The 22,583-nt window shown below is 70.3% G+C and carries 17 protein-coding genes; 9 read left to right on the top strand and 8 right to left on the bottom strand.

The genetic code is table 11. From position 1 onward, the window contains the following. Positions 1 to 125: 125 nt before the first annotated feature. Positions 126 to 1,367: a CinA family nicotinamide mononucleotide deamidase-related protein gene (locus tag WMF29_RS43340; RefSeq protein ID WP_272101921.1), complete on the top strand. Its 1,242-nt coding sequence runs from the start codon at positions 126 to 128 to the stop codon at positions 1,365 to 1,367. A gap of 56 nt (positions 1,368 to 1,423) precedes the next feature. Here WMF29_RS43340 and clpB read toward each other — a convergent pair whose 3' ends face one another. The 4 genes from clpB to dnaN all read right to left on the bottom strand — a co-directional run bounded on the left by clpB (position 1,424) and on the right by dnaN (position 9,555). Further along, on the bottom strand, positions 1,424 to 4,033 hold the full coding sequence (gene clpB, locus WMF29_RS43335; protein ID WP_437325903.1) for an ATP-dependent chaperone ClpB: 2,610 nt from the start codon (positions 4,031 to 4,033) through the stop codon (positions 1,424 to 1,426). Between the two features lie 289 nt (positions 4,034 to 4,322). Next, complete coding sequence (gene gyrB, locus WMF29_RS43330; RefSeq protein WP_437325902.1) at positions 4,323 to 6,821, bottom strand: DNA topoisomerase (ATP-hydrolyzing) subunit B; 2,499 nt, start codon at positions 6,819 to 6,821, stop codon at positions 4,323 to 4,325. Positions 6,822 to 7,276: 455 nt separating this feature from the next. Continuing rightward, a complete protein-coding gene (recF, locus tag WMF29_RS43325) occupies positions 7,277 to 8,428 on the bottom strand; it encodes a DNA replication/repair protein RecF (RefSeq protein ID WP_437325901.1) in 1,152 nt (383 codons plus the stop codon). Next, complete coding sequence (gene dnaN / locus WMF29_RS43320) at positions 8,425 to 9,555, bottom strand: DNA polymerase III subunit beta (RefSeq protein WP_272101925.1); 1,131 nt, start codon at positions 9,553 to 9,555, stop codon at positions 8,425 to 8,427. Before dnaN ends, recF begins: the two co-directional genes overlap by 4 nt. A 753-nt stretch (positions 9,556 to 10,308) precedes the next feature. Here dnaN and WMF29_RS43315 point away from each other — a divergent pair. After that, a complete protein-coding gene (locus WMF29_RS43315; RefSeq protein WP_437325900.1) occupies positions 10,309 to 11,661 on the top strand; it encodes a serine/threonine-protein kinase in 1,353 nt (450 codons plus the stop codon). 24 nt (positions 11,662 to 11,685) lie between these two features. Continuing rightward, positions 11,686 to 12,342 carry an ABC transporter ATP-binding protein gene (locus WMF29_RS43310; RefSeq protein ID WP_437325899.1) on the top strand — a complete coding sequence of 219 codons (657 nt, stop codon included), beginning with the start codon at positions 11,686 to 11,688 and terminating at the stop codon, positions 12,340 to 12,342. Positions 12,343 to 12,494: 152 nt separating this feature from the next. Here WMF29_RS43310 and bioD read toward each other — a convergent pair whose 3' ends face one another. The 3 genes from bioD to zapA form a co-directional block, all read right to left on the bottom strand. After that, positions 12,495 to 13,193, bottom strand: a complete 699-nt coding sequence (gene bioD / locus WMF29_RS43305) for a dethiobiotin synthase (protein ID WP_437325898.1) — start codon at positions 13,191 to 13,193, stop codon at positions 12,495 to 12,497. Then, the gene (locus WMF29_RS43300; RefSeq protein ID WP_437325897.1) at positions 13,190 to 14,356 is read right to left on the bottom strand and encodes an aminotransferase class I/II-fold pyridoxal phosphate-dependent enzyme; all 1,167 of its coding nucleotides are present in this window, start codon (positions 14,354 to 14,356) and stop codon (positions 13,190 to 13,192) included. The genes bioD and WMF29_RS43300 overlap by 4 nt, the downstream gene beginning before the upstream one ends. A gap of 67 nt (positions 14,357 to 14,423) precedes the next feature. Then, positions 14,424 to 14,753 carry a cell division protein ZapA gene (zapA, locus tag WMF29_RS43295; RefSeq protein ID WP_276597790.1) on the bottom strand — a complete coding sequence of 110 codons (330 nt, stop codon included), beginning with the start codon at positions 14,751 to 14,753 and terminating at the stop codon, positions 14,424 to 14,426. Positions 14,754 to 14,959: 206 nt separating this feature from the next. On the opposite strand from zapA, the gene WMF29_RS43290 reads away from it, so the two are divergent. After that, positions 14,960 to 15,574 carry a hypothetical protein gene (locus WMF29_RS43290; RefSeq protein WP_437325896.1) on the top strand — a complete coding sequence of 205 codons (615 nt, stop codon included), beginning with the start codon at positions 14,960 to 14,962 and terminating at the stop codon, positions 15,572 to 15,574. A gap of 34 nt (positions 15,575 to 15,608) precedes the next feature. Here the strand turns inward: WMF29_RS43290 and WMF29_RS43285 are convergent, their stop codons facing one another. Further along, complete coding sequence (locus WMF29_RS43285; protein ID WP_437325895.1) at positions 15,609 to 16,364, bottom strand: hypothetical protein; 756 nt, start codon at positions 16,362 to 16,364, stop codon at positions 15,609 to 15,611. Between the two features lie 259 nt (positions 16,365 to 16,623). On the opposite strand from WMF29_RS43285, the gene WMF29_RS43280 reads away from it, so the two are divergent. The 5 genes from WMF29_RS43280 to ald all read left to right on the top strand — a co-directional run bounded on the left by WMF29_RS43280 (position 16,624) and on the right by ald (position 22,580). Continuing rightward, positions 16,624 to 16,962: a DUF167 domain-containing protein gene (locus WMF29_RS43280; protein WP_272101933.1), complete on the top strand. Its 339-nt coding sequence runs from the start codon at positions 16,624 to 16,626 to the stop codon at positions 16,960 to 16,962. Continuing rightward, complete coding sequence (gene dapF, locus WMF29_RS43275; protein WP_437325894.1) at positions 16,959 to 17,756, top strand: diaminopimelate epimerase; 798 nt, start codon at positions 16,959 to 16,961, stop codon at positions 17,754 to 17,756. The genes WMF29_RS43280 and dapF overlap by 4 nt, the downstream gene beginning before the upstream one ends. Further along, complete coding sequence (locus WMF29_RS43270; protein WP_437325893.1) at positions 17,753 to 19,639, top strand: diguanylate cyclase domain-containing protein; 1,887 nt, start codon at positions 17,753 to 17,755, stop codon at positions 19,637 to 19,639. Before dapF ends, WMF29_RS43270 begins: the two co-directional genes overlap by 4 nt. A gap of 31 nt (positions 19,640 to 19,670) precedes the next feature. After that, positions 19,671 to 21,311, top strand: a complete 1,641-nt coding sequence (locus tag WMF29_RS43265; RefSeq protein WP_437325892.1) for a DUF4388 domain-containing protein — start codon at positions 19,671 to 19,673, stop codon at positions 21,309 to 21,311. Between the two features lie 156 nt (positions 21,312 to 21,467). Further along, positions 21,468 to 22,580, top strand: a complete 1,113-nt coding sequence (gene ald, locus WMF29_RS43260) for an alanine dehydrogenase (protein WP_437325891.1) — start codon at positions 21,468 to 21,470, stop codon at positions 22,578 to 22,580. The last annotated feature ends 3 nt before the right edge of the window (positions 22,581 to 22,583 follow it).

The raw sequence follows: 22,583 nt of genomic DNA, 5'->3' as shown, positions 1-22,583 counted from the left end.
GGCGGGCGGGGTGGGGAGGGGGTACAAACCCGCGTGGGGGGACAAAACCACCTCGCTTTCCGACCGCAAAACAATCCGGAAACGCGCTCCGGCGGCGCCGGATTGAGTTAGAGTCCCGAGTCCCAATGGCTGTCGCGCTTCTCTCGATCGGGACCGAGCTCACCCGGGGCGAGATCATCAACACCAACGAGGCCTGGCTCGCTGCCGAGCTCACCGCAGCGGGCTTCACGGTCAGCGAGTCCAGCACGGTCGACGATGACGTCGATCGCATCGTCGCCGCGGTCCGCCAGCTCGCGAGCGCGCACCGGCTGGTGATCGCCACCGGCGGCCTCGGCCCCACGACGGACGACCTCACCGCGCAGGCCGCGGCGCGCGCGACGGGCGCCGACCTCGTGCGCGACGAGAGCACGCTGCTCGCCATTCGCCGCCGCGTCGAGGCCCGTGGCAAGGTGATGAACGCGGGCCACGAGAAGCAGGCCGAGGTCCCCGCCGGGTCGGAGATCCTTCCGAACTCATCCGGCACCGCGCCCGGTTTCGGCATCCACCTCGGCGAGTCGACCGTGTTCTTCCTCCCGGGTGTGCCGCGGGAGATGAAGAGCATGTTCACCGAGCAGGTGCTGCCGCGCGTGCGGCCGGCTGCTCCGAACAACACCTTCCAGGTCCGCCTTCGCACCTACGGCCTGCCCGAGGCGACGCTCGGCGAGCTCCTGAAGGGCGTGGAGGAGGCCCACCCCGGCATCACGCTCGGCTACCGGGTGCACTACCCGGAGGTCGACGTGAAGGTCCACGCCCGCGCCGCCACGCAGTCGATGGCGCACGAGCTGGCCTTGAAGGCGACGGCCGATGTCCGAGAGCGGCTCGGCACCGCCGTGTACGGGGAGGGGGGCGACGCCTTCGCGGAGATGGTCGGGCGTTCCGTGCGCGCCCGTGGCTGGCGGCTCGCCGTGTCGGAGTCGTGCACGGGCGGTCTGATCTCTCACCTGCTCACCAGTTACCCGGCGAGCGACTACCTGGTCGGCGCCGCGGTCACCTACGCGAACAGCGCCAAGACGCGGCTGCTCGGCGTCGCGGAGGACACCCTGCGCGGCCACGGCGCGGTGTCGGCCGAGGTCGCCGCCGAGATGGCGCAGGGCGTCCGCCGCCTCTGCGAGGTCGACGTCGCCATCTCCGTGACCGGCATCGCCGGCCCGACGGGCGGCACCGCGACCAAGCCGGTTGGCCTCTGCTACTGGGCTGTATCGCACCCTGGCGGCCTCGTCGTGCGCGACCGCGTGTTCTCGGGGGATCGCGAGGAGGTCCAGCTCGGCGCAGCCTATGCCGTCCTGGACCTCCTCCGCCGCATCGCCGGCAATCTCCCTGAGCGCTGACGCAGGCCGAGCGCTGACGCAGGCCGAGCGCTGACGCAGGCGCGGGCCGGCGAGCGTCAGTTCGGCGCTGCGCGCGTGAAGGTGAGCCCTCCGGCCCCTCGGTCGATCCGCACCGTGTCTCCCTGCTTGAACTCGCCGCCGAGGATCCGCTTCGCGAGCTCGTCCTCGATGCTCCGCTGGATGGCGCGCTTCAGCGGCCTTGCGCCGTACTGCGGATCCCACCCCTGCTCGATGAGGTAGCCCTTCGCCTCGGACGAGATGGTGAACAGCAGCCCGCGTCGATCCAGGCGCTTTCGCAGCAGATCGAGCTGGATATCGACGATCTGCTCCATCTGCTCGCGCGCCAGCCGCCGGAACACGATGAGATCGTCGAGGCGATTCAAGAACTCCGGGCGGAAATGCTTCCGCACCTCCTCGATGACGGCCCTCCTCACGAGCTCGGCCTTCTCGTCCGCCGGCAGGTTCGCTCGCTCCTCGATCGCCGCGGCCGCCGGCGTCCCGAGGTTCGATGTCAGGATGATGATCGTGTTCTTGAAATCGACCGTGTGCCCCTGGCCGTCGGTCAGGCGACCGTCGTCGAGCACCTGGAGGAGCGTGTTCCAGATGTCCGGGTGGGCCTTCTCGATCTCGTCGAACAGCACCACGCTGTACGGCCGCCGGCGCACCGGCTCCGTGAGCTGGCCGCCCTCCTCGTAGCCGACATACCCGGGCGGCGCGCCGATCAGGCGGGCCACCGCGTGGCGCTCGCCGTACTCGCTCATATCGAGCCGCACCATGGCCTTCTCGTCGTCGAACAGGATCTCGGCGAGCGCGCGCGCGAGCTCGGTCTTGCCGACGCCGGTCGGCCCGAGGAACAGGAACGATCCGATCGGCCGGCGCTCGTCGCCGAGCCCGGCCCTCGAGCGCCGGATGGCGTTCGACACCGCGCGGAGCGCGTCCTCCTGCCCGACGACCCGCCGGCGCAGCTCTTCCTCGAGGCGCAGCAGCTTCTGCATCTCGCTCTCGAGCATCTTGGAGACGGGGATCCCGGTCCATTTCGAGACGACCGCGGCGATGTCCTCGTCGGTGACCTCCTCCTTCAGGTAGCTCTGCTTCGACTGCACCTGGGAGAGGGTCGCGCGGATCGACTCGAGCTGCTTCTCGATCTCCGGGATCTTGCCGTAATGGATCTCCGCGGCGCGCCCGAGGTCCCCGGCGCGCTTCAGCCGCTCCTCCTCGAGCCGGAGCTCCTCGATCTGCGGCTTGAGCCGGCGCAGCTCGGAGATGAGCTCCTTCTCGCGCATCCACTGCGCCCGCATCGCGTCGCGCTGCCCCTGGAGCTCGGCGATCTCGCGCCGCACCTCCTCGAGGCGGACCTTGCTCGCCTTGTCGCTCTCGCGCTTGAGCGCCTGTTCCTCCATCTGCAGCTTGAGCAGATCGCGCTCGACCTGATCGATCGGCGTGGGCAGGCTATCGATCTCCATGCGGATCTTCGACGCCGCCTCGTCGACCAGGTCGATCGCCTTGTCGGGCAAGAAGCGCTCGGTGATGTACCGGTTCGACAGGACGGCGGCCCCGACGAGCGCCGCGTCCTGGATGCGGATCCCGTGGTGGACCTCGTACTTCTCCTTGAGGCCTCGCAGGATGGCGATCGTGTCCTCGACGCTGGGCTGCGTGACGAGCACCTGCTGGAACCGCCGCTCCAGCGCCGCGTCCTTCTCGATCCGCTTGCGGTACTCGTCGAGGGTGGTCGCGCCGATGCACCGGAGCTCGCCGCGCGCGAGCGCCGGCTTCAGCATGTTGGCCGCGTCCATGGCGCCCTCGGCCGCGCCGGCGCCCACCAGCGTGTGGAGCTCGTCGATGAACAGGATGATGCGGCCGTTCGAGCCCTCGATCTCCTTGAGCACGGCCTTGAGCCGATCCTCGAACTCCCCGCGGAACTTCGAGCCTGCGACCATGGCGGCGAGATCGAGCGCGGCGATGGTCTTGTCCTTGAGCGACTCCGGCACATCGCCCGCGACGATGCGCTGCGCGATGCCCTCGACGATCGCCGTCTTGCCGACGCCGGGCTCGCCGATGAGCACCGGATTGTTCTTGGTGCGCCGCGAGAGCACCTGGATGACGCGCCGGATCTCCTCGTCTCTCCCGATCACCGGATCGATCTTGCCCTGTCGAGCGAGCTTCGTGAGATCCCGTGTGTACTTCTCGAGCGCCTGGAACTTCCCCTCGGGGTCCCGGTCCGTCACGCGCTGATTGCCGCGCACGGCCGCGAGCGACGAGAGGAGCTTGTCGTACGAGAGCCCCGCTCGTTCGAAGATCGATTGGATCTCCTTGTCGGCCTTGATGCCGGCGAGCAGGACGTGCTCTGTCGAGATGTACTCGTCCTTGAGCGCCTTCGCCTCGTCTTCGGCCTTTTGCAGGACCGTGAGCGCGCGCCTCGACAGGTTCGGCTCGGCGCCGCCGCTGACGCGAGGATAGGTATCGATCTTCGCCTCGAGGAGGCGCAGCACGTTTGCCGGATCGGCGCCTGCCTTCTGCACCAGGGGTGCGCCGACGCCGCCGTCCTGGCTGACGATCGCCCGCACAAGGTGCTCGGGATAGAGCTCGGGGTTTCCCCGACGGCTGCCGAAGTCGACAGCCTCTCGTATGGCCTCTTGGGCCTTCGTCGTCATTCGCTCGATTTTCATGGCCCCTCGAAGCTAAGGCGGGTGCCCCGCCTAGCAAGGGGACGGCCAGGCAAGCGGCTTGCCAAAAACGCTGAAGGGCGCTGATGGGACGCCGAAGAGGCGCTGAAGGGATGACGAGCGAACAGGGCAGGTGAGCGATGCAGCGGCAGCGCCGTGTCAACCCCCCGGCCATGCGCCTCGAGCGGGGGGCTTGACGCATGCACGCCCGGGCGCAGGGGCCGAGGCGCCGCGCCCCTGGGCGCAGGAGCCGCGCCGGGCGCGCAGGAGCCGCGCGCCCTGGGCGTGGGGCTCAGATATCGAGGTTCTTCACGTTGAGCGCGTTCTGCTCGATGAAGTTGCGCCGCGGCTCGACCTGGTCCCCCATGAGGATCGTGAAGAGCTCGTCCGTCTTCACCGCATCGTCGATGCGGACCTGGAGGAGAGTCCGAGCGTCCGGGTTCATCGTCGTTTCCCACAGCTCGTCGGCGTTCATCTCGCCGAGGCCCTTGTAACGGCTGATCGAGATGCCCTTCTTGCCGCGCTCCTCGATGTACTCGACGAGCGACTCGCCGTTCTCGAGGGTCTCCTCGCCGCTCGAGGTGCGCGCCCGGTACGGGGGCGCGCCGATGGACCGGAGGTCCTGCTCGATCGACCAGGCTTCCTGGTACTCCGGCGAGTTCACCAGATCCCAGTCGATGACGCTCTTTCGCGCGCTCGCGCCCGGGCGCGGCACGACCTCGATCCGGCTCGTCCCGTGCTCCGTGTCCCGGGGCGTCGACAGCGTGAGCGGGAACAGGTCCGGATAGCGCTGCTTCAGGTAGGCGCGGAGCTCGTCGGCGGCCGCGGCGACCTTCTTGGTCTCGCGCAGATCGTCGCGCCCGAGCCCGCTCGACCGCAGCAGCGCCGCCACGATCCGCGCGTCACAGCGCTTGTCGATGTTGGAGAGCACGGCGCGGAACCGCTTCAGCCGCTGCGCCAGCCGGTAGAGCGGCTGGCCCGCGATGCCCGTCTGGGCGCCGCTGGCGACGATCTCGAGCCCGTCCACGGCGTTGCCCACGAGGAACTCGTCCAGGGCGCCCTGGTCCTTCAGGTACAGGTCCCGCTTGCCCTTGCGCACGCGGTAGAGCGGCGGCTGCGCGATGAACAGGTACCCCTTCTCCATGATCTCCGGCATCTGCCGGAAGAAGAAGGTCAGCAGCAGCGTGCGGATGTGGGAGCCGTCGACGTCGGCGTCCGTCATCAGGATGATCTTCTGGTAGCGGAGCTTGTCGATCTCGAAGCCGCCGGCGTCGTTGATCCCACAGCCGAGCGCGGTGATCAGCGTGCCGACCTCGGCGGAGCTCAGCATCCGGTCGAGCCGCGCGCGCTCGACGTTCAAGATCTTCCCCTTCAGCGGGAGGATCGCCTGGAAGTGCCGGTCGCGCCCCATCTTGGCGCTGCCGCCGGCGCTCTCGCCCTCGACGATGTAGATCTCGCTCTTCTCCGGGTCCTTGGACTGGCAGTCGGCGAGCTTGCCCGAGAGCGAGGTCACGTCGAGCGAGCCCTTGCGGATCACCTCGCGGGCCTTGCGGGCCGCCTCGCGCGCCTTCGCGGCCACGACCGCCTTCTCGATGATCTTCTTCGCGCTCTGGGGGTTCTCTTCGAAGTACTGCCCGAGCTTGTCGCTGACGGCGGCCTCGACGATGCCCTTGACCTCGCTCGACACGAGCTTGGATTTCGTCTGCGAGTCGAACGACGGATCAGGGTGCTTGATGCTGAGCACGCACGTCAGGCCCTCGCGGGCGTCCTCGCCCTGCAGGCCTTGCTTCAGCTCCTTGAAGAGGTTGTGCGCGCTCCCGTAGTTGTTGATCGTCTTCGTGAGCGCGGCGCGGAGCCCGGTGAGGTGGGTGCCGCCGTCCTTGTTGTGGACGTTGTTCGTGTAACAGAAGATGGCTTCCGTATAGGAGCCATTCCACTGCAGCGCGACCTCCACGCCGACCGGCGGAGCCGCGGAGCTGCCGCGGCCGTTCGCGCCGTCGCCCGTGGCGCCGACCTCATGCTGCGACACGAAGCTGATCACGTCGTCGTGAATCGGCTCCTTGGTCTTGTTGAGGAGCGACACGAACTCGGAGATGCCCCCCTTGTACTCGTAGACTTCCGCTCTCCCGTCGGGGCGCTGGTCGTGGAGGTGGATGATGAGCCCGGCGTTCAGGAACGCGAGCTCACGCAGGCGGCTCGCCAGGATGTCGAAGCTGAACTCGACCGTGCTGAAGACGATCGGATCGGGCTTGAAGGTGAGCTTCGTCCCCGTCTTGTCCGTCACGCCGATCGCCTTGAGCGGCGCCTTCGGCACGCCCCGGGCGTACTCCTGAAACCAGAGCTTTCCTTCGCGCTTGATCTCGAGCTTGAGCCACTCGGAGACGGCGTTCACGGCGCTCACGCCGACGCCGTGCAAGCCCGCAGAGACCTTGTAGCTGGAGTTGTCGAACTTGCCGCCGGCGTGGAGGACGGTCATGACGACCTCTGCCGCGCTCATGCCCTTGGCGTGCATCCCGACCGGGATCCCGCGGCCGTTGTCCTCGATCGACACCGAGCCGTCGAAGTGGACGGTGACCCTGATCTCCGTGCAGGCGCCGGCGAGGTGCTCGTCGACCGCGTTGTCGACGGCCTCCCAGACCAAGTGGTGGAGCCCCGATCCGTCGTGCACATCGCCGATGTACATGCCGGGTCGCTTTCGCACCGCTTCAAGGCCTTCGAGCGCCGTGATGCTGTGGGCGTCATACGACGCCTTGGTGAGGTCGGTCGGCTGGCTCAGGGTGGGTTCCGTCATCTCGGTCCTGGTGGCGCGCCCGCCGCCTCTCACCGGGGGCGCAGAGCGGCGGAGGCCGCTCGGATTGCCGGAGTTCTTGCAGTGGAGGGGCCGGCTCGATGGCAGCTCGTCTGGTGAGACCCGGGCGCCGCGGCCGCGGCGCCGGATCGATTCCGGGGCCATGAGCGTTCACGCGCGGACCGCTCGTCGATGCCCCGTAAAGACTGCGGAAATGTAGCCGAAATCAGGGGCTCGGGCAAGCGTTTCGCCGGGTCCGGAAGCCTCGTAACACCGTATTTTCGGTGCCCATCGCGGGCGCGTCCGGAGCATCCCAACTCGCGCGCTCCGGGGCCGGGATCAACGCGTTTGACGGCGGTCGCGGCGCGGTGGGCTGACGTTCGTCGCGCGGGCCGCGCGCCGCGCGCCGCGCGCGTCCGGCAGCCCGGCGGGGCAGCCCGGCGCGCCCGCGACGAACGTCAGCCCACCGCGCCGCCTTCGACGTGAAAATCGCGCCGCTCCGAGGACGGTACGCCCGGCGTGACGATGAGATCGCGCCGCGTGGTCGTCAGGAATACCTGTCCGCGCGCCATTCCGAGGAACATGAACAGCGCCGCGGTCCGGTCGGGATCGAGCTCGCTCGACACGTCGTCGAGCAGGAGGATCGGTTCTACGCCCCGGACGGAAGCAATGGCAGCGGTCTCGGCTGCTTTGAGCGCGAGCGTGAGGGCCCTGTGCTGGCCCTGCGAGGCGACCACGCGGGCGGGGTGGCCGTCGAGCTCGAGCACCAGGTCGTCGCGGTGGGGACCGAAGCCCGCGCTCGGCCGGTGCGCGTCGCGGCGGCGCTGCTCGCGCAGCGCCTCGCGCGCCTGCTCGGCGGCGCCGCTGCCGCCCGGCGCGTACCGCGCGGACAGCGCCAGGTTGGGCGCGGCGATGCGGGCGAAGGCGTTCGTGAGCTCAGGCGCCAGCGCCTGGACGGCCGCCTCGCGGGCGCGGGTCAGCGCCGCGCCGTGGAGAGCGCAGAGCGCCTCGAACGCGTCGAGGTCTGGGCTCGCCTGGGCCTGCGCGCCCCCGCCGCGGTGGAGCAGCTCGTGGCGCGCGCGGAGCGCCTGCGCGTAGCGGGCCCGATGGTCGGCGCTCTGCGGGTCCATGAAGAGCGCCAGGCGATCGAGCAGCGTGCGCCGCGCGCTCGCGGGCCCGGTGGACAGCGCGAGCTCCTCCGCGTGGAAGGCGACGACCGGCGATCGCGTCGCGAAGCTCGCCAGGCTCGGGGGCCGGTTGCCGTCGATCCGCACGACGCACCTCTTGTGCTCCACGGCGGCGGTCTGCTCGCGCGCGAGCGGCTGCAGCGCGTCCCGTCGCTCGACGAAGCGCGCGCGCGCGCTCGCGATGGGGGCGCCGTGGCGGACCAGCTCGGCCAGCCGGTGGGTGCGGAAGCTCCTCGAGGTCGCGGCGAAGTAGATCGCCTCGAGCAGGCTCGTCTTTCCCTGCCCGTTGTTGCCCGCGATCACGTTGATGCGCGGCGCGGGCTCGACATCGACGCGACCGAGGTTCCGGAACTCGCGGATGTGGAGCCGCTCGAGGAGGAGGCTCGGGGAGCGCCCCTGGGGCTCGTCGGAGGGCGCGCTCAAATCCGCATCGGCATGATGACGGCGACGTAGCTCTGCTGGTTCGACTCGCTGCCGGGCCGGATCACGGCGGGGTCGAGCTCGCCGGAGATGCCGAGGATGACCTCCTCGTCGTCGATCGAGGCGAGCACGTCGAGGAAGTACTTCGCGTTGAAGCCGATGGTGACCTCGGGTCCGCTGTAGTCGACGGCCACCTCGTCGAAGCCGGCGCCGGTGTCGGGGCTCTCGCTGGTGATCCGCAGCGTCCCCGGCGCGATCGACAGCTTGACGCCGCCGGTGCGGTCGTTGGCGGCGAGCGCGATGGCGCGGAGGGCCTCGGCGAACGCGACGCGGGGGGCGCGGACCGAGCGCTCGGTGACGGACGGGATGACCTGCTGGTAGGGCGGGAACTGCGCGTCGACGAGCTTCACCGAGAACTGCATCCCGGCGATGTTGAAGAAGGCGTTCGGCCCGCTCTGGGTGATGGCGACCATCGGGGTCTCCTTCTCGGCGCGCGCCTCTTCGGCGAGGCGGCGGAGCTCCGTGATCGCCTTGAGCGGGATGAGCATGGTGGCCGTCGCGGAGCTGCCCGACACGGTCGCCTCCATCTTGGAGAGGCGATGGCCGTCGGTGGTCACCATCCTGACGCGATCGCCGGCCCACTCGAACAGGGCGCTGTTCACGTGGGCGCGGGTCTCGTCGGTCGAGATCGAGAAGTGGGTCCGGGTGATCAGGAGCGCGAGCTGCTCGACGGGGAGCTCCAGCGAGGGCGCGTCCTGCGCCGGGGCGGGCAGCTGCGGGAACTCCGAGCCGGGGAGCCCGGGGAGCGTATAGCGCCGGGGCGATCCCACGGCCTTGAGCGACGTGTGCGCGCCCTCGGTGGTGGTGATCTGGATCGGGCCATCGGGCATGGCCTTCACGCGCTCCAGCAGGTCCCTGGCCGGGACCGCGACGGTGCCGCCGGTCTTGATGTCCGCGTGGGTCTGGCCGGTGACGCCGAGGTACAGGTCGGTCGCGGCGACGCGGACCGCGTTGCCCTCGGCGGCCAGCAGGACGTTGGCGAGCGCGGGCATGGCGCTCTTCTTGTCCGCCACGCCTTGGCAGCGCGCGACGAGGCGAAGCAGATCTTTCTTGGGGATCACAAGGTCCATAGCCGACTCCGGAGCCGCTCCCTTTAGCAGGGTTATCGCCCGGGGGTGCGCCGGAAATGAGCGCTCGCGTGACCTTGCGCAACGCCTCTTCTTTCCATGAAATAGATAGATAAAGACATCGTCTTCGTCGTAGGCGCTGTGGAGGGCGGGGATAACTCGGAATGCGCAACGAATCCAATGAGTTAGAAGCGGACGCCCTGGGGTAAATGGACCGTCCTCAGGGGTAGGTGGACAGGGGAGAGCTGGCGGATGACCGATCTCCCCCGTTTTGCCCCCAGGGTTGCCGGCGGGGTTATCCCCAAGGATCCCCCAGGGGACGTGCGGGGTGATGTGGAACCGAGCGCTGCCCGCGTGCTCTGACCGATCGCTGTGCAGTTCCGAGCGGCACCTGGATGGAGTATTTGAAATTGTACGGACTTGAGTTCGGTGCGGTGTATCCACTGCGGTAGCCACCACGATCTCGCGGTGGTCGTGTGTCCGGCGACCGGGCTGGTCGTCGCTCCGAGCGATGCGCCGCCCTCGCGCCCGGGCGCTCGCGCTGGCGTGGCTCCGTTGCAGCCGATCCCTCGGCCAGCAGCGCGTCCTCCGTCGAGGGTGGCGCCGCCGTTGCTGAGGTGGCCGGCGGGCGTTGCACCGAGCTCATCGGTGCGTGGCGCGCTGGCGCCGGGTCCAGAGCAGCGGGCGTTCGCGTCGCGCGCTCCGTCGTCTCCCGAGGCGGGCTCGCGGACGCCGGCGTGGCCGAGGAACCGCGGCGTGAGCCCGACCTCTTCCGGGCGCTCGCTGCTCGGCCACGTGATCGGCGACAAGTACGCGGTCACCGCCATCATCGGGGAGGGCGGGATGGGCGCGGTGTACGAGGCGGAGCACCTCCAGATCGGGCGGCTGGTCGCCGTCAAGGTGATGCATCCGCGGGAGACCCAGAAGCGCGAGGCCATCTCGAGGCTGGAGCACGAAGCTCGTGTCGCCGGACGGATCGGTCATCCCAACATCTGTGAAGTGTACGATATGGGGTGGCTCCCTGACGGCAGCCCCTACCTCGTCATGGAGCGCCTCCATGGGGAGACGCTGGCGCAGCGGATCGCGCGCTGCGGTGTCGTTCCGCCGAACGAGCTCGTCGACATCATGCTTCAGGTGCTCTCGGCGCTGGTCACGGCGCATGATCGGGGGGTCGTCCACCGTGATCTGAAGCCAGAGAACATCTTCCTCTCGGAGCGCGCCGGCATGTTGCCGGTGGCCAAGCTGCTCGATTTCGGCATCTCCCAGGCCCCGGGCGTGGATGGGGTGGTGATGGATCTGACCCGCACCGGCATGGTGATGGGCACGCCGTATTACATGGCGCCCGAACAGGCACGGGGCGACGCGGAGCTTGACCGCCGGCTCGATCTGTGGGCTGCGGGCGTGATCCTGTACGAGGCGCTGACGGGCCAGCGCCCGTTCGTGGCCCGCAACTACAACGCGCTGCTCGTCCAGATCCTCACGCTGTGGCACCGGCCGATGACGGAGCTCGATCCGACGATTCCGCCCGGCCTCTCCCGCCTTGTGGATCGCGCCCTGGCGAAGGCGCGGGATGAACGATTCCAGAGTGCGCGGGAGTTCCTGGAAGCGCTGCGGCGGTTCAAGAACCAGGTGCCGGTGTCCCAGAAGCGCCAGGTGGTGGAGCGCGTCGCCGTTCAGAATGTCGTCGACGAACAGTCCGACGACGGCACGATGATGTTCGCTCGGCTTGGAGAGGGCGAGGAGAGGCGTGACCCTGGCAGGGTCGTCGTGGCGGGCGCTCGTGGCACGGCGGCAGCGGCGAGCAGGGAACCGCAGGCGGCGGATTGCAGCAATGAGCTGCAGGTCCTCCACGGAGCGCGGTCGCTGCGGTCGTCCGACGGCGGCGCCGTGCGCAGACCGAGCGAGCCGGTCGCGGAGACGGGTGACGGGCAGTCTCGAGACGATGAGTCGGAAGATCGACCGACGATTCCGTCGTTGAGCCCGCTCGAAGCGGAAGCGGAGCTCTCCGACGATTCCGAGGCGACTGTCGTTGATCCGCCAGCGTTCCCGGAGGACATCACCACGGTCGTTCAGGGCGAAGGTCGCGCTCGAGGCGGCGACAAGAGCTGACGGGAACGCGAGCGCAGGAGCGAGGTGAGCGCTGTGAGTACGATCGAGCGCGTGGTGGCCCGTGGCGTCGTGAAGACCTACGGAGCGACGGCGGCGTTGCGCGGAGTGAACGCGACGATCGAGGCAGGGCGATTGACGCTCATCGAGGGGGCGAACGGGTCGGGCAAGTCGACGCTGCTCGGGATCCTCGGGACCGTGATCCGTCCCACGTCGGGCGCTGTGAGCTACGAGCCGCTCGGCGACGATGTCGGGATGGCGCGCGGCACCATCGGCTGGCTGTCTCACGAGTCGCTGGCGTACCCGGACCTCTCCGGTCGGCAGAATGTCGAGCTGGCGGCCGGCTTCCATGGGCTCGACGCGCACGAGGCGTGGCGTCATGCCGAGGAGCGCTTCGAGCTCGGGAGCTTTGCGCTAAGGCCGCTCCGCACGTGTTCGCGCGGCCAGCGGCAGAGGATCGCGCTCGCGCGAGCGCTGGTGCACCACCCGTCGCTGGTGCTGCTGGATGAGCCGACCACGGGCCTTGACCGCGGCGGCGTCGCGCGACTCCTCACGGTCGTGGAGGCGGAGGTCGAGCGAGGCGCCGCGGTGGTCGTGGTGTCCCACGAGCCGGAGGTCTTCCGGGAGCGGGCGGCTGCCCGTCTGGTGCTGGAGCGGGGTCGCGTCGTCACCGACGCTTCCTGACGACGCGCACCGATCTTTCGGAAGTCCCGCGAACCCGCCGAGCGGGTTCGCGTCGGACCGGCGGAGTCAGGACCATGTACTCGGGTCCGGTACCTCGGCTTGATTTCTCACGACCTCGGGGCTGGCCACCCCTCGAACGTGACGACGTATCGTCAGGACAGTGCGAGGCGCGCCAGGGCGACCTGCGCCGCGGCGAGTGAGGCCGGTGCGGTTGGAGCCGAGCGCGGCATCACAACCACGTCGGAAGCAACGCCGAGCGCGGCGAGCTCCCCGGCGTTTGTGCCAGTCGATGCGTCGGGCGCTGCCGGCGGGTTCAGCACGATCACGGCTGGTGGAAGACCAGGTGCGAGCGCACGGAGGGCGAGCGTGCAGCAAGCGACCTCGTGAAGGATGCCCAGCCGGTCGAGGCCGACCAGCACGACGGCATCGGGAGAGAGTGCGCGCACGAGGTCTGCGTTCGTCAGTCCTGGCCCGAGCGGGGAGAGGAGCGCGCCGGCGCTCTCCACGATGGCAAGGGGAGCTGGCTGCCTGTCGACCCACGCGCCGGCGACCTCCAGCGAGATGGCGCGTCCGCAACGGCGCGCTGCCAGGTGAGGGGAGATCGGCTCAGCGAAGCGGTAGGGTGCTGGCTCGGGTTGGACCGAGCTGACGAGCGCCAGCTGCTCGGCGTCGGTCGTCGAGGTGCCGTCGATGCCCGACTCGATGGGCTTCAAGCCGCAGACCTTGTCACCGCGAGCTGCCAGCGCTGCGACCAGCGCGACCGACACGTGCGTCTTGCCCACCCCAGTTCCGGTTCCGACCACCGCGACCCGGATCCGTCCTGTTTCACGTGAAACAGGATGCCCCCTCATCGCATCGCCTCCCGGAACCCTGCGAGGGCACGCTCGACGTCGGACTCGGAGAGCGACGCGTTCGCCACGATACGGAGCCGCGACGTGCCCGCCGGCACCGTCGGTGGCCGGATCGCCTGGACGAGGACGCCCTCGCTCGCGAGGCGCCGAGACATCTCCACCGCGGCCCCCGTCGACTTCAGAATCCAGGGGAGGATCGGGCCCGCGGAGCCAGGAAGCAGCTCAGCTCCCAGCGCCTGCAGACCGGAGCGAAGCCGGCGGGTGAGCACCGCCAGGCGCGCCCGAGCCGGGTCGTCCGCGGCGGCGCGGCGGACCCGATCCACCGCAGCGAGCGCCACCACGGGGCTGATGCCTGTCGAGTAAACGAAGCTCCTGGCGCGGTTCCACAGGTAAGTTCGCAACGTCGAGGAGCCCGCGACAAAAGCGCCGTGGAGCCCGAGCGACTTGCCGAGCGTGCCGATGAGCACGTCGGGGCGAACCCCGACCTCGGCACAGAGGCCAGCGCCGCGCGGTCCGAAGACACCCAGGGCGTGCGCCTCGTCCACGATCAACGCGGCATCGTGGCGATCGCAGAGCTCACGGAGGCGGCGGAGGTCGGGGGTGTCGCCATCCATGCTGAAGAGCGATTCGGTCACCACCCACCGGCGGCGGGCGCCCCTGGCCCGCACGAGAGCGCCCTCGACCGCCTCCACGTCGACATGGCCCACGACCTCGATCGTCGCTCCCGAGAGACGGCATCCGTCGATGAGCGACGCGTGGTTCAGCGCGTCCGACACGACGACATCTCCCGGCCGGGCCAGCGCGGCGACGGTGCCGACGTTGGCCGCGTACCCGGAGGAGAACAGCAGCGCCGCCTCCACGCTCAACCAGGCGGCGATCTCCCTCTCGGCCATCAGATGGGCCTCGTGGGTCCCGCTCACCAGGCGGGACGCCCCCGCACCGCTCGCGGTTCCGACCTCGGAAGGCAAGGCGAGCCCGGCGTAGCCGAGGTAGTCGTTGGAGCACAGGACCAGCATCCGCGCCGGAGCCGGGGCCGCTGGAGGCGTGCGCAGCAGGCCGGCACGCTCCATCTCGGAGAGCTCGTCCTGGAGATGGCGAAGGGCGTTCACGCCCCCAGGCATCGGGTTGAGGGCCTGGAAAGCTTCATCGATGAGTGCGGGCATGCCATCTCCAGTCAGCGGCAGGGGCCGAGCGGCAGGACCACCCCTCGCCAGGTACGGGCACTCCAGCTCAGCGCGTGCTGTCGTTCGCTCCGCTGGACGAGGGCGACTCCGGACCGGCGCCGAGGACCGCGTCGACCCGCTGCAGGATACGGCCAAATGCGTCCCGCGCGCGCCCTGCGATCGCCGACGCCCGGGTCCGCTCCTGTTCGAGATCGTGCGCGAGCGCGATGGCGGCGAGCAACATGGCCTGGGGGGTCACGGCGCGGCCGGCGGGCACAACGGTAGCGAGCTTCTGATCGACGACCGCGGCGAGCCGCTGGAGCTCCTCGTCGCTCGCGGACGTCACCACGCGGTAGGTCTGACCTCCTACCCGTAGCTGCACTGTGCGTCGCGCCATTGCCCCCGGACGCTACCATGAACGCCAGCGGGCGCGCAGGGCGGGCTGCGCGGTGCGAACGGAGGGACTCACCCGCAACGGACGCGGCGAACGCGACGCACGCGACGCACCGAAAACGAACTCAGGACATCCTCACGCAGGGCGCAGGCTCCGTGCCGCAGAATTCAGGCGCGCTCCCCGCCAGCGCCCTGTAGCATGGCTCCATCATGGCCACCGCGGGCCGCCCAGCTGCCTTGGTTGCCGCGCTCCTCGGAGCCGTTCTCCTCCACGGCACGGCCCGCGCCGAGCCCCAGGCGAGCGCCGGCGTCACCGTCGGCCTTGCCGGCGTTGGCCTCGACCGGCAGCTGTGGGACTCCACGGTCTTCCACGTCGGACTGCGCGGAGATGTCCTGTTCGGCCGCGCTGCCAACGCCGACTTCGGCGTCGGTCCCTACGCCGAGGTGCTCACCCACGCGTTCGATGAGATCCAGACCGGCGTGGGGGTCTCGGTGCTCGCGCCCATCCACGACACGTTCCCCCTGGTCCTCTCCACCGGCGCCTACGGCCGGTGGAGCGGCGACGCCCGCGGCGTGGAGCCAGGGATCGCCGCCGCCATCTTCTGGGGCGGACGCAGCTACAACTTCCACTCGCGTTACGGGATGAGCACAGGGCTGCTCGCCCAGGGGCGGTTCGGGCTCGGCGGCTCGAAGGAGACCGCCGTCGTCCTCGCGGCGCAGCTCGATCTCGCGCTGCTCGCCCTCCCGTTCGTCTACCTCTTCGAGGCTGCGAAAGGGCCGTCACCCGAGGCAGCCCCGGTGCGCCGCGCCAAACCGGCGCCCTGAAGGCGCCTCGATCTGGCGGCTGCTGGGGAGCGCTCTACAGGCCGAAGCTTGCGATGTGATCGGCGCAGGGCTGACCGAGGTCGCGACAGTCCTGAGGGCCCCGGGCGCCAGGGCAGGCGCCCTCGAGCTCCTTGGCGTCCTCGCACTCCTCGTTCGCGGAGCTGTAGCAGCAGTCCGGCGGTGACGTGTCGACGCACCGGCTGCAGGCGAAGCAGACCCTGACGGGGTAGGTCCACTCCTTGGTCTCGACCTCCTGGCCGCCCAGCGTCCTGCCGCGCAACACCACCGTCGCCCACACCTGGATGTCGCGCCGGAGCTGCGCGGCCTGCACGCGCAAGGTGTCCATCGTAGCGCCGTCGATCAGGAGGACCTCGGTGCAATTGTAGCCGGGGTCGCCGGACGTGCTCGGGTCGACCGCGCCGGTGATCGGAACGACGTAGCCCGGCGTCACGTCGTTGCCCTCGATGTCGGCGACGCGGACCTCGGCCTCGTAGAGCTGGACGCGGGACGTCTCCGTGCGGAGGACGTCCGGGTCGCCGCGCTCTACGATCTGGTTGCCCACCAAGAGCATCGCGCTGTGGCTGCCCGCATAGGCCGAGTCCACCGCGTCCTCGGTCCAGAACGGTTCGCTGGGACCGCAGCTCACGGTGCAGTCCCCCGTCTCTGCCATCCGCATGCGGATGAACAGGCTGCTCTCGTTGTCGGCGCATGCAGACCCGAGCAGGCCACCCGACGTCGCGAGCAGCGCGAGCGCGCACAACCTCCTCGCGAGGCCTGGCGTTGCGTTCACGGACCCTTCTCCTTCATCAGTCATGTCCAACGCCTCCACCGCGGAAATGAACATCGGCAGCGAACAACGAGAGCCGCCGATGCAAGTCGACCTGCCGGATCGTACTGCGCGAGCCGACCCACGGCCGGGGCGAAAAGAGTAGCGGGTCAGGCCGCCGACCGGCAAATTCGCGATGGTCGTCGCCGTCCGAAGAGCGACATCACCACGCCTCGCGGGAACCACGCGTGAGCTCCAGATACGCTACGATGCCGCCGGCCAGATGAGCAAACCCGAGGAGAGCGGCGCCGTCGGCGAGTGGAGTCGCCTCGCGATCACCGAGCGCGCCGAAGGCGTCCGCATCTCGGTCCAGGTGCGCCCGAAGTCGTCGCGCTCGGCCATCGTCGGGGTGCGCGAGGGCGCGCTCGACGTGTCGTTGACCGCGCCGCCCGTGGATGGCGCGGCCAACGCGGAGCTCGTCAAGCTGCTCTCGCGCGCGCTCGACGTGCGCCAGAGCGATGTCCAGATCGCCCTCGGCGCGAGCGGCAGGAGCAAGGTCGTCGCCGTGCGTGGGCTCAAGGAAGCCGAGGCGCGAAAGCGGCTCGCCGGGGCGAAGCGATGAAGGAAAACGTCGTCCGGTTCGAGAAGTGGGAAGGTCTTGGCAACGACTTCATCCTGGTCGAGGCGGTCCCGATGACCGCCGAGGCGGCGCGGCGCCTCTGCGACAGGCGGTTCGGCATCGGCGCCGACGGCGTGCTCGTGATCGAGCGCGAGCAGCCGCGCATGCAGGTCTGGAACGCCGACGGGAGCCGCCCCGAGATGTGCGGCAACGGGATCCGCTGCGTCGCGGCATACCTCGTCTCCCGCGGGACCCCTCAGAAGGCGCTCACCATCGCGACCGACGCCGGCGACAAGCGGTGCGAGGTCACACGGGCGGGCGATCGCTTCGACGTGCTCGTCGGCATGGGCCGGGCCCGCATGGGCGAGACGCTCGTCGTGACAGCGCTCGGCGCGGAGCACCGGTTCGCCACCGTCGACGTCGGCAACCCGCACGCGGTGACGTTCGATCCCTACACGGAGGACGCGATCGATGAGCTCGGGCCGATCGTCGCGACAACGCCCGCCGAAGGCATCAACGTCGAGTTTTGCCGCGTTCGACCTGCCGAGCACGGCGAGGCGGCGCGCATCGACGTGACCGTCTGGGAGCGCGGGGTGGGCCGCACGCTCGCGTGCGGCACGGGCGCCTGCGCCGCAGCGGCCGCGGCGTGCGCGCAGGGCCGCGCGCCGTACGGAGCACCTCTCCGCCTGGCGCTGCCGGGCGGCTCGCTGCGCATCACCGTCGCGCCCGGATCCCTGGAGCTGCTCATGCAAGGCCCGGCGCGCCGGGCGTTCTCGGGCGAGGTGGTGATCGCGTGACCGCCTCGCTCGAGGGGGTCTGGGGTCCTGGCCGGGCGCCGGCCCACGAGTTCTCGCTCAAGGTGCTCGCCGTCATCGCCGACGAGGCGACGCGCACGCTGTTCTCGCGCGTCATCACGTCCGATGAGCTGCTGCTCGCCGGCGATCTCGCCGAGGGGATCGTCCTTGCCGAGACCGCCGCGCCCGACATCGCCTTCATCGACGTCGGGCTCGGGGACGGGGCCGGCCTCGCCATGGTCCACCACCTGAAGGCCCTCGCGTCCGAGGCCACCGTCTTCGCGCTGGCGACGAGGGCGGAGCTCGAGGCGGGCGCCCATGCGGTCGCGCTCGGCGGCGCCGGGCTCTTCCTGCTGCCCCTCGGCGGGGACGAGGTGCTGAACGCGGTCGGCTCGGTGCGCCTGCGCTTCGCCGAGCGGGCTCTCCGGATGCAGCTGGAGCAGGAGTCCGCGCGCAGCGCCCGCGCGGCCGGGTGGATCGCCCGCTTGGCCGAGCTCGCCGACGCGCGCGACCGCACGGCGGCGGCCCAGCAGCTCGCCGAGGTGTTCGTCGAGGCGACGGGCGCGGCGGCAGCCGCCGTGTACCTGGCCGCCGGAGAGCGCTCCAGCGAGCTGGTCCGCTCCGCGGCGATGGGGCCGCTCGAGCGCGCGCCCGCCTACGGGACCGAGACCGACATCCTCGATTTCGCCCGGCGCGAGCAGCTCGTCGTCGTCCCGCTGGCGCTCCGCAAGCTCGCCGCAGGGCACCTCCTTCTCCAGAAGGAGCCTGGTCGCAGCTCCGCGTTCCCTTCGGTCAGGCGCCCGGACAGCGCGGCCTCGACCCCGCGGCGCGCCCCGCTCCTCGACGGCCTGGTCAAGCTGCTCGCCACGCAGGCGACGACGGCGCTCGCCCTGCTCGGCGAACGCGAGCGCTCGACGGGCGGCGCAGCGATGAAGGATCCGGCGTCGAGCGCTTACTCGTTCGCCTACTACGTCGACGTCGCCGGCCGGGAGATCGACAAGGCCAGGCGGTACGGCCGCCGGTTCACGATCGCGACCATCGTGATCGAGCCTGACGCGGCAGCCGCACCGGAGCGCCCAGGCGACCTCGCCTTCTGGAGGATCACGCCGGCGCCCCCTGCCAACACGCACAACCCGGGTCAGGTCGTCGAGCACCTGCTCCGCGCCGTGCGCGACACCGACATCCTGGCCCGCGTCGACGAGAACGAGTTCCACCTGCTGATGCCCGAGACGGCCGCCCTGGAGGCTCACGCCTGCCATCGACGGATGCTCTCCAACGTCGCCGAGAGCGAGAAGCGGGCCGGGTACCTGCCGAAGGGGCTGCTCGTCGGGGTCGCCACGTTCCCCCATGACGGCCAGAGCCTCGCTCAGCTGCTCCGCATCGCCCGGCGGCGGGCCGACGCCACCAAGTCCTCGATCGTCCATCGCATCCCTCAGGATCGGCGGAGCATGGGCGAGATCGTCAACCTCCTCTTCAGGGAGTCCCCCGCGCCCGGTGGAGCTTCCGCGATCTCGGCGCCCCGCGCGCTCGATCTGTCGGTGTCCGATACGATCCTGCTCGCGACGTCGGTCGTCAGGAACGCGCTCCGCGGGGGCGCGGTGTTCGTGCTCGTCGCTCACCACGACGGGCTGAGCCTGGGAGCGCAGGTCAAGGCGCTGCTGGCCTCGCCGCGCGACGACGTGGTGGTGCACACCGTCGATCTCCGCTCCTCGCCTGGGTGCGACGACATCGAGGCGCTCTGTGTCCTCGCGGAGCACGGCGCGTATGCCCTGATCGGGCGTAACCAGGGGGGCTTCGTGAAGGGTATCCACGCCGCCGATCCGCTGCTCGCGGACTTCCTCGCGGAGCGGCTCGGCCGCGCGGCCGGGCTGCGGGTCTTCGGCTGACTCGGAGGGCGCCGATCCAGTGTCTCGCAGGGTGCTGTTGGTTGATTCGGACGTGGACGCGCTCGGCGCGCTCGCGTCGGCGCTCAGGGCGCGTGGTCTCACCGTGACCAACGCGAACGGCGCGTTCGAAGCCGTGGAGCAGGCGTTCAAGCGCCGGCCCGACGTCGTGCTCGCCGCCAGGGCGCTCGACGAGGACAACGCGCTCGCGGACGCGTTCGCCGCCGTCCCCGACCTCGCCGATACCCCGATCCTCTTCCTCGTCGACGGCGCCGAGGGCGATCTGGGCTTCGACGAGGTCCTGCGCGGCGACGTCGATCACATCGTCTCGCGGATCACCGAGGCGTCGCCGCGCGGCTCCAAGCCGACGGTGCCGCAGGAGATCCGTGGCGATCTCGAGCAGGCCCCGCTCGTCGACCTGCTCCAGCTGCTCGCGATGAACCGCCGGAGCGGCACCCTCGGCATCACCACGCCGACCGGGGCAGGGGAGCTCCGGCTCTCGGCAGGGGAGGTGATCGATGCCGTCTACCGCCGCCTCGAGGGCGAGAAGGCGCTCTATCGGCTGCTCGGAGAGCGGGACGGACACTTCGCCTTCTCGCCCGGCGAACCGGCGAGCGTGCGCCGCATCATGGCGCCGACCTCGCGTCTCCTGATGGAAGCGCTCCGCCAGGTCGACGAGGTCCAGCGCCGGCGAGCGGAGCTCGCGCCGGCCGGTGAGGCCTTCCTGGTGACCGAGCCCGCGAGCGACGATCTCGACCTGTCCCCGCTCCCGGACCACGAGGCGTTCAGCGTCGACGCGACCTTCGGCGACAGCGCCGCGGCGGACCGAGCGAGCGCCGCACCCCTGGCGAACGCCATGAGCTCGGTGCCCGACTTCACCTCCGCGCCGATGCCGGCGAGCGACGTGAAGGGCAACCGCGTCGGTTCGATGCCGCCGCCGCCCACGCTCCGCGCGGCCGAGCCGGCCGCGTTCCGGCTCGACGCCCTCCGCTCCCCGACGACGTCGCCGCCGGCGCCCCTCGGGGAGCCCGCGGAGCGCACCGCCGTGGCCGAGAAGCTGACGGCGCTGCTCCAGATGCCGCACAACCTCGACGAGCTGCTCGACGAGATCAGCGGGCCGGATCTCCTGATCCTCGAGGTCCTGATGGAGCTGACGGCCTCCGGGAAGATCCGCCGCATCTCGCTCGCCGACCTCACGACGCCGTTCGCGCCGTCGGAGCACCTTCCGGTCCTCCGGTCCCTCGTGACCCGCCTGGCCCGGCCGGGCTTCGCGCCGCCGCCTCACCTCGTCATCGCCGCGAGCACGCGCCGTATGGCGACGCTCTCTCATGCGGTCCGCCGCATCGGAGACGCCGTCGTCCCCGCCGAGCCTCCGCCGCAGGCGGCGATCCCGAGGCCGCTCGGCGTGATCCGGCTCGGCGACGCCGTCGAGCTCGCCCTGGTCGGCCTCCCCATCGAGGAGAGCTTCTCGCCAGCCTGGCCGCTCGCCCTGCACGGCGCGGCCGCGGTCGTCCGGCTCGGCGATGGCGGGGAGGACGCGCTGGCGGCGCACTGCGAGGCCCTGGAGCTCTTGCTGCTCGACGCAGAGGCCATGATGGGGCCGCTCGATCTCGCCTCACCGGGACAGATCACGCTGCTCGTCCGCGCCGCGCTCGAAGCCGCCGCGGGCGTGTGACCGGCCGACGAAAACGTCGCTTTAGAACGGATCTTCCGGGTTTCTCACCTCGGAAACCGGCGTTCGACTCGGCGGCACACGGCGTTGCGAGAACAGGTTTCTGCTATCGTCGCACACGCCTCGCTTCAGCAGTCCGGCGAGGAGAGGAGCGCGATCGTGCTTATCGGAGTCCCCAAGGAGATCAAGACACGTGAGTACCGCGTCGGCATGACGCCCGCGGGAGTCCGGGCCCTGGTCGGGCACGGGCACAAGGTCCTCGTGGAGACCGGCGCCGGCGAAGGCAGCGGGCTCTCCGACGAAGCCTATGCACGCGCGGGCGCGCTCATCGCGAGGTCGGCAGCGGAAGCGTGGAGCGCCGACATGGTCGTGAAGGTGAAGGAGCCGCTCCCTGCCGAGTACGGCCACTTTCGCCCGGGTCTCCTCCTCTATACCTACTTGCACCTGGCCGCCGAGCCGGATCTCACCCGGGAGCTCGCCAAGCGAGGCGTGACCGGCGTCGCGTACGAGACCATCCAGCTCGAGGACGGCTCGCTGCCGCTCCTGCGGCCCATGAGCGAGGTGGCCGGCAGGATGGCGGTTCAGGTCGGCGCCTCGTGCCTGGAGAAGGAGCGGGGCGGCAAGGGCGTGCTCCTCGGCGGCGTGCCGGGGACGCGGCGCGGCCGCGTGGCGATCCTGGGCGGCGGCGTGGTCGGCCGGAACGCAGCGACCATCGCGGTCGGGATGGGGGCGCAGGTCACCGTGCTCGATGTCCGCGCCGAGACGATGAGCTACCTCGAAGACGTGTTCGGCGGCGCGATCGAGACGCTCTACTCCAACGCGGAGAACATCGAGACGATGTGCGAGCGCGCCGATCTCGTGGTCGGCGCGGTGCTCGTGCCCGGCGCCAAGGCGCCCCTGCTCGTGACCGAAGAGCTCATCCGACGCATGGAGAAGGGGACGGTCGTCGTCGACGTCGCCGTGGATCAGGGGGGGTGCATCGCGACATGCCGCCCGACGACGCACGACAACCCGACCTACGAGGTGCACGGCGTCGTTCACTACTGCGTCGCCAACATGCCAGGCGCGGTCTCGCACACGAGCACCTGGGCGCTCACGAACACGACGATCGGCTACGCGGTGGCGATCGCCAACCAGGGCATCGTCGCCGCGGCCAAGGCCGACAGGGCCGTGGCCCTCGGGATCAATACCCACGGCGGCCACGTGACCTACGGCCCCGTCGCGGCGGCCCACCGGCTGGAGTACGTGTCGGTCGAACGCGCGCTCGGCTGACCG

The sequence above is a fragment of the Sorangium sp. So ce381 genome, from assembly GCF_051473845.1.
Classification (GTDB): domain Bacteria; phylum Myxococcota_A; class Polyangia; order Polyangiales; family Polyangiaceae; genus Sorangium; species Sorangium atrum.
The sequence above is the reverse complement of the archived record's forward strand: the minus strand, read 5'-3'. Positions and strand labels throughout refer to the sequence as shown.

What these genes read in the sequence shown, in the direction of transcription:
- WMF29_RS43340 (WP_272101921.1), top strand. Translation starts at nt 126, where the DNA reads ATGGCTGTCGCGCTTCTCTCGATCGGGACCGAGCTCACCCGGGGCGAG.
- clpB (WP_437325903.1), bottom strand. Translation starts at nt 4,033, where the DNA reads ATGAAAATCGAGCGAATGACGACGAAGGCCCAAGAGGCCATACGAGAG.
- gyrB (WP_437325902.1), bottom strand. Translation starts at nt 6,821, where the DNA reads ATGACGGAACCCACCCTGAGCCAGCCGACCGACCTCACCAAGGCGTCG.
- dnaN (WP_272101925.1), bottom strand. Translation starts at nt 9,555, where the DNA reads ATGGACCTTGTGATCCCCAAGAAAGATCTGCTTCGCCTCGTCGCGCGC.
- bioD (WP_437325898.1), bottom strand. Translation starts at nt 13,193, where the DNA reads ATGAGGGGGCATCCTGTTTCACGTGAAACAGGACGGATCCGGGTCGCG.
- WMF29_RS43300 (WP_437325897.1), bottom strand. Translation starts at nt 14,356, where the DNA reads ATGCCCGCACTCATCGATGAAGCTTTCCAGGCCCTCAACCCGATGCCT.
- zapA (WP_276597790.1), bottom strand. Translation starts at nt 14,753, where the DNA reads ATGGCGCGACGCACAGTGCAGCTACGGGTAGGAGGTCAGACCTACCGC.
- WMF29_RS43290 (WP_437325896.1), top strand. Translation starts at nt 14,960, where the DNA reads ATGGCCACCGCGGGCCGCCCAGCTGCCTTGGTTGCCGCGCTCCTCGGA.
- WMF29_RS43280 (WP_272101933.1), top strand. Translation starts at nt 16,624, where the DNA reads ATGAGCAAACCCGAGGAGAGCGGCGCCGTCGGCGAGTGGAGTCGCCTC.
- dapF (WP_437325894.1), top strand. Translation starts at nt 16,959, where the DNA reads ATGAAGGAAAACGTCGTCCGGTTCGAGAAGTGGGAAGGTCTTGGCAAC.